The sequence below is a fragment of the Caballeronia sp. genome (genome assembly GCF_049581465.1).
Classification (GTDB): Bacteria; Pseudomonadota; Gammaproteobacteria; order Burkholderiales; family Burkholderiaceae; genus Caballeronia.
On record NZ_JBAUSA010000626.1, the window covers coordinates 1 to 4,619 of the forward strand.

Annotated in this window: 4 protein-coding genes and 1 pseudogene; 3 read left to right on the top strand and 2 right to left on the bottom strand. The window is 60.2% G+C overall.

From position 1 onward, the window contains the following. Positions 1 to 462 (top strand): annotated as a pseudogene (locus WCA53_RS15225) (hypothetical protein); the annotation flags it as partial. 24 nt (positions 463 to 486) lie between these two features. Here WCA53_RS15225 and WCA53_RS15230 read toward each other — a convergent pair. Beyond that, entirely contained in the window at positions 487 to 1,479 is a 993-nt protein-coding gene (locus tag WCA53_RS15230) for a helix-turn-helix domain-containing protein (protein ID WP_423911747.1), read from the bottom strand. A gap of 378 nt (positions 1,480 to 1,857) precedes the next feature. Between WCA53_RS15230 and WCA53_RS15235 the strand changes: the two genes are divergently transcribed. Together WCA53_RS15235 and WCA53_RS15240 are read left to right on the top strand one after the other, a co-directional pair. Next, positions 1,858 to 2,484: a DUF47 domain-containing protein gene (locus WCA53_RS15235; RefSeq protein ID WP_423911750.1), complete on the top strand. Its 627-nt coding sequence runs from the start codon at positions 1,858 to 1,860 to the stop codon at positions 2,482 to 2,484. A 29-nt stretch (positions 2,485 to 2,513) separates the two neighbouring features. Next, positions 2,514 to 3,524, top strand: coding sequence for an anion permease (locus tag WCA53_RS15240; protein WP_423911753.1), 1,011 nt, complete (start codon positions 2,514 to 2,516; stop codon positions 3,522 to 3,524). A 76-nt stretch (positions 3,525 to 3,600) separates the two neighbouring features. On the opposite strand, the gene WCA53_RS15245 is transcribed toward WCA53_RS15240, so the two are convergent. Further along, complete coding sequence (locus WCA53_RS15245) at positions 3,601 to 4,407, bottom strand: SDR family oxidoreductase (RefSeq protein ID WP_423911756.1); 807 nt, start codon at positions 4,405 to 4,407, stop codon at positions 3,601 to 3,603. Positions 4,408 to 4,619 lie beyond the last annotated feature (212 nt).

Below are 4,619 nucleotides of genomic sequence, written 5' to 3' on the forward strand. Positions count from 1 at the left end.
CAGCAAGGCTCCATCATCACGGACACCCAGGAGTTCACCGCCTTTTTCCTGGAGGGCTGCAAGGCCAGCCCGCTGATTCCCATGCTGTCCCTCAACTCCGGACTCGGCGGCAGCCTGATGACGCTGATCAAGCTGTTCGACGCCGACGGCGCCCAGTCCACCGCCTTGTCAGGTGGGCGCAAGGAGTTCGATATTGGCGATGCCTACTTCACCCGCCTGAAACGGTACTCAGTCGACTACATGAGAAAGAGCGGCTTCAAGTTCTTCCCGTTGCGGGCTGACGACAAGTCCATGGCCGGCTACCTGGCCCACGCCCAGGGCCTCACCCGTCGCAAGCCAATCAATCCGCGGCCTCGCAAGGACGGCGAACCGGACTGGAGCAAAGGTATCGGAGACGAACTTCAAAGCCACGTGGCTGCCAGCGGCTGGAGCGGTCTGCTGGGGGCGGCCGCGCGAGGCTGAACGCGGGCGCGCATTTCGCCGGTCCTATGACCGTCCCGCGCGAAAGTCGCGCGGCGACATGTCGTAAGCACGGCGAAATGCGTGGTTGAAATCGGCCTGACTCTTGAACCCGAGCCCGTAAGCGATCTCGACTACCGCCTTGTTCTGAAACCGAAGCAGTTCATCGGCGGCTTCACGCAGCCTGCGGTTACGAATATAGGTAGCGAGGCCGCCCTCGTGCTCAAACAGGCGATACAAAGTGGGGCGACGCAATTGCGAGGCATTGAGCACGCCTTCGGGGCAGAGTTCCGCCTCATGCAGATTCGCCTCGATATAGCGTCGTGCCGTGTCGAACATGGCTGCGCGAGCTGCCGCACGCACATTCCCGCTCAAGCCCGTCTGCTTGCCGAAAGCGGCCACGATCAGGTAGGCACAGGTGCGTAAGGCGCGGTGCGCCTCGACCGGCCTCATGGTGGGCAGGTTCCGGCAGAGCGCGGCCAATTGAGCGGGGATCATGCGCGCGAGCGGAGACGTGTAGTCAGCAACGCGACCATGAATCGATTCCGCGCCCGGAAGGACGGCCTCCACCATCGCGCGCGGCAGGAAGAACGCCAGCACCCGGACGGCGGGGCGCACCATGGTCATCGGCTGGTTCATGTCCAGCGCGAGGATGCCTGGCACGGTTTGCAGGGACTTGCGTTGCGGGTACAAGCCCGTCACCGTTTCGACACTTCCCTCCATGAGTACATGGAAAACGTAGTCGCGCATGGTGTCGGTCGAAATTCTCGCCACCGAGCGTGTCTGTTGCACCGGATCGGTTTGAGAGTCCAGGAACATCAAGTCCTTGGCACGATAACTGTCGATCGTGCCGCGGAATCCATCGGCTACTTGCGCCCGCGTAACCGGCACGTCAAGGTTATGGCTGAGCCGGTCGCGCCAGGCGAGCATCTGCCGTTTTGGCGCTTCGTTGAGCGTGGTGAAGTGTTGATGGTCGATCCCGGAGGCAAACGGGTTGACGTCGGTGAGATGGGTTGTCACGGGTTTTTAGAATGATGCGGACGCAGAGGTCGTCCACGCTCTTGGTTTACGGCGTGGATCGAAGGCGGCTGAAGGGCGATTTGATGGGAAAGCGATAAAACCGACCTAGGGGAATTCCCTGGGTTGGTTGCCGGGACGCGGTCGGTCCGAACGGTCTTTGCCGTGTTTATGGGCACCCCCCTGACGGTTGATCGAGCGACCCGTCGGACACCATTGTGCGGACGGTTTTCCGATAGAATCCCGCTTGTCATCGGCCTGTCACAATGGGCTGTTGCGAACCGAGTTTTCGTACAGAATTCGTATGAACCGGCTCTAAGTTTTCGGCGATTCGTGTAAATCGTTGATTTTATACAATAAAATTGCTCGATTGGAGCTTGTATGTTCGGTCGTTTCATGCCCACCGAGGGCAAATTCTTCGAAATCTTCAACGCGCACGCAAAGTGCATCGTCGACGCGAGCCACGAACTCGAACTGCTGATCGACAATATGGACAACGTGGAGGTTCACAAACAGAATGTCCAGACCAATGAAAAACGTGCGGACAAACTGACGCACGAAACCATCGACCTGCTGCACAAGACCTTCATCACGCCGCTCGATCGCGACGAAATCCACAAGCTCATCACGACGATGGACGACATCCTCGACCTGATGGAAGACGTCGCCACCGCAATTTCACTGTACGACGTGCGTGAAGCGACTGCGGAAATGTGCCAGCTTGCCCACATTTGCACGGCGACTTGCGAACGCGTGCAGCACGCCGTCTCGCTTCTCGGGGACATGAAGCGTGCCCGCGAAATCCTCAAGGTTTGTGAGGAAATCGACCGTCTTGAGTCCGACGCGGATCGCGTGCTGCGTTCAGCCATGTCGAAACTTTTCCGCGAGGAAGACAACGTCAAGACGCTGATCAAGTTGAAGGCGATCTATGAAATGCTCGAGACGATCACTGACAAGTGCGAAGACGTTGCAAACATCATCGAAGGCATCGTGCTGGAAAACGCCTGAATTCAGCCCAGCCATTCACTCGATAAACGATGCATTCGATTCAACTCGCCCTCTGGGCCGTCATTACACTGGTTGTGGTCGCGCTGGTGTTCGACTTCATGAACGGCTTCCACGACGCCGCCAACTCCATCGCAACGGTTGTTTCCACCGGCGTCCTCAAGCCGCAACAAGCGGTCGCTTTCGCCGCCGCGTTCAATGTCATCGCGTATTTCATCTTCCATCTGAAGGTGGCCGCAACCGTAGGCAAAGGCACGATCGATCCCGAAATCATCGACCAATACGTGATTTTTGGGGCGCTCGTCGGGGCGATCGGCTGGAACATTGTCACCTGGCATTACGGTATTCCATCGAGTTCGTCGCACGCGCTGATCGGCGGCTTGATGGGTTCGGCGTGGGCCAAATCCGGTTGGCATTCATGGAACATGGATGGTCTGCTCAAGACGGTCGCGTTCATCTTTATTTCGCCGCTGCTGGGTTTCGTGCTCGGATCGGCCTTCATGCTGGGGGTTTCGTGGCTGTATTTCCGCACGCCGCCTTCCAAGGTGGACCGAAGGTTCAGGCGAATGCAACTGGTGTCGGCGGGGCTTTACAGCCTGGGACACGGCGGTAATGACGCGCAAAAAACCATCGGCATCATCTGGATGCTGTTGATCGCAGCCGGTTACGTCTCCGCGTCCGCCGACGCGCCACCCCTCTGGGTGATCGGCGGGTGCTACCTCTCGATGGGACTCGGTACGCTATTCGGCGGCTGGCGTATCGTGCGCACGATGGGCCAGAAGATCACGAAACTGAAGCCTGTCGGCGGGTTTTGCGCCGAATCGGGAGGGGCGATCACGTTGTTCGTGGCGTCGTTTCTTGGTATTCCGGTTTCGACGACACACACCATTACGGGCGCGATCGTCGGGGTCGGTGCTACGCAAAAGTTCAGCGCCGTACGCTGGGGCGTGGCGGGGAATATCGTCTGGGCGTGGGTCCTGACGATTCCGGCTTCTGCGATGATCGCGGCCGCCGGTTGGTGGCTGGGGCATCGGTTCCTTTGAGTCTTTGCGCGCGGGAAGGGGCTTTCGGGCTTTGCGTGAGCTTGCAAGCCCGAAACCCGCGTGCTGGGCAAGCCCACTAAATCAGCGGCGCGGACACGCCGTCCATTGCAATGATCGCGCCCGATACATAACTCGCGCGGCGGCTTGCCAGGAAGAGCGCCACATCGGCGATTTCCTCTGGCTTGGCGTATCGCCCGAGCGGTACGTTTGCTTGCCCCCTTGCCAACGCCTCATCGCGCGAAATGCCCATTCTCTCCGCTTCAAGCGCGAGCGCTTCTTCCACGCGCTCGGTCAGCGTGGCGCCGGGATTGATCGCGTTGATGCGAATCCCGAGTTTCGCGTAGTGATGCGCAAGCCCGACGCTCGCCAGCATCAACGCGGCATTCGCGGCGCCGCCCGCGATATGGATATCGCTCGCGATCTTCCCACCCATTCCGATGATATTCACGACCGCACCCGGCGCAGCGTCGGGCTGGGTCTTCCGCCGTTCGGCCATCTGCTTGAGTACCGCCTGCTGCGGGTAGATGCAAGGGAAGTACTTCGCTTCCATCGCGGCCTTGTAGGCGGCGGCATCGAGGAGATCGGGGTCGTAGCGCTTCGCCGCGCCGGCGCTGTTGATGAGGATGTCGATCGGGCCGAGCGCCGCCGTCGCTTCTTCCACCACGTCTTGCGCGCTATGGGCCTCGTGAAGGTCGGCGCGGGCAAGGTGAACGTGGAACCCCTCGGCCGAAAGTAGTTCTCGCGCGCGAGCGAGGTTGGCTGCATCGCGTGAAACGATCGCGACGCGCGCACCTTCTGCTGCAAAAGCCCGCGCGCACGCGAAGCCGATTCCTTTACTGCCGCCCGTGATGAGCACGACTTTGCCGGCGAGTCCCAATTCCATGATGTTGCGCTCCTGTCGCGGTCGATTCGACCATTGATCGTTATCGAGACAAGATAGCAGACGGCGTGGCGTGTGTGCCGTTGCGCAATATCGATTGGTCGTCGCGGATCAATAGCCGCCGTTGGCGAACTTGGCGATCGGGTCGTCGGTGGCGCTCGGGGGTGTGGGTGCGAGCGGGTTTGTCGATGCGCGCATCACGTGGGCCGCCGGGT

Excerpts from the sequence above, each read along its gene's own strand:
- WCA53_RS15245 (WP_423911756.1), bottom strand. The coding sequence starts at position 4,407 with ATGGAATTGGGACTCGCCGGCAAAGTCGTGCTCATCACGGGCGGCAGT.
- WCA53_RS15240 (WP_423911753.1), top strand. The coding sequence starts at position 2,514 with ATGCATTCGATTCAACTCGCCCTCTGGGCCGTCATTACACTGGTTGTG.
- WCA53_RS15235 (WP_423911750.1), top strand. The coding sequence starts at position 1,858 with ATGTTCGGTCGTTTCATGCCCACCGAGGGCAAATTCTTCGAAATCTTC.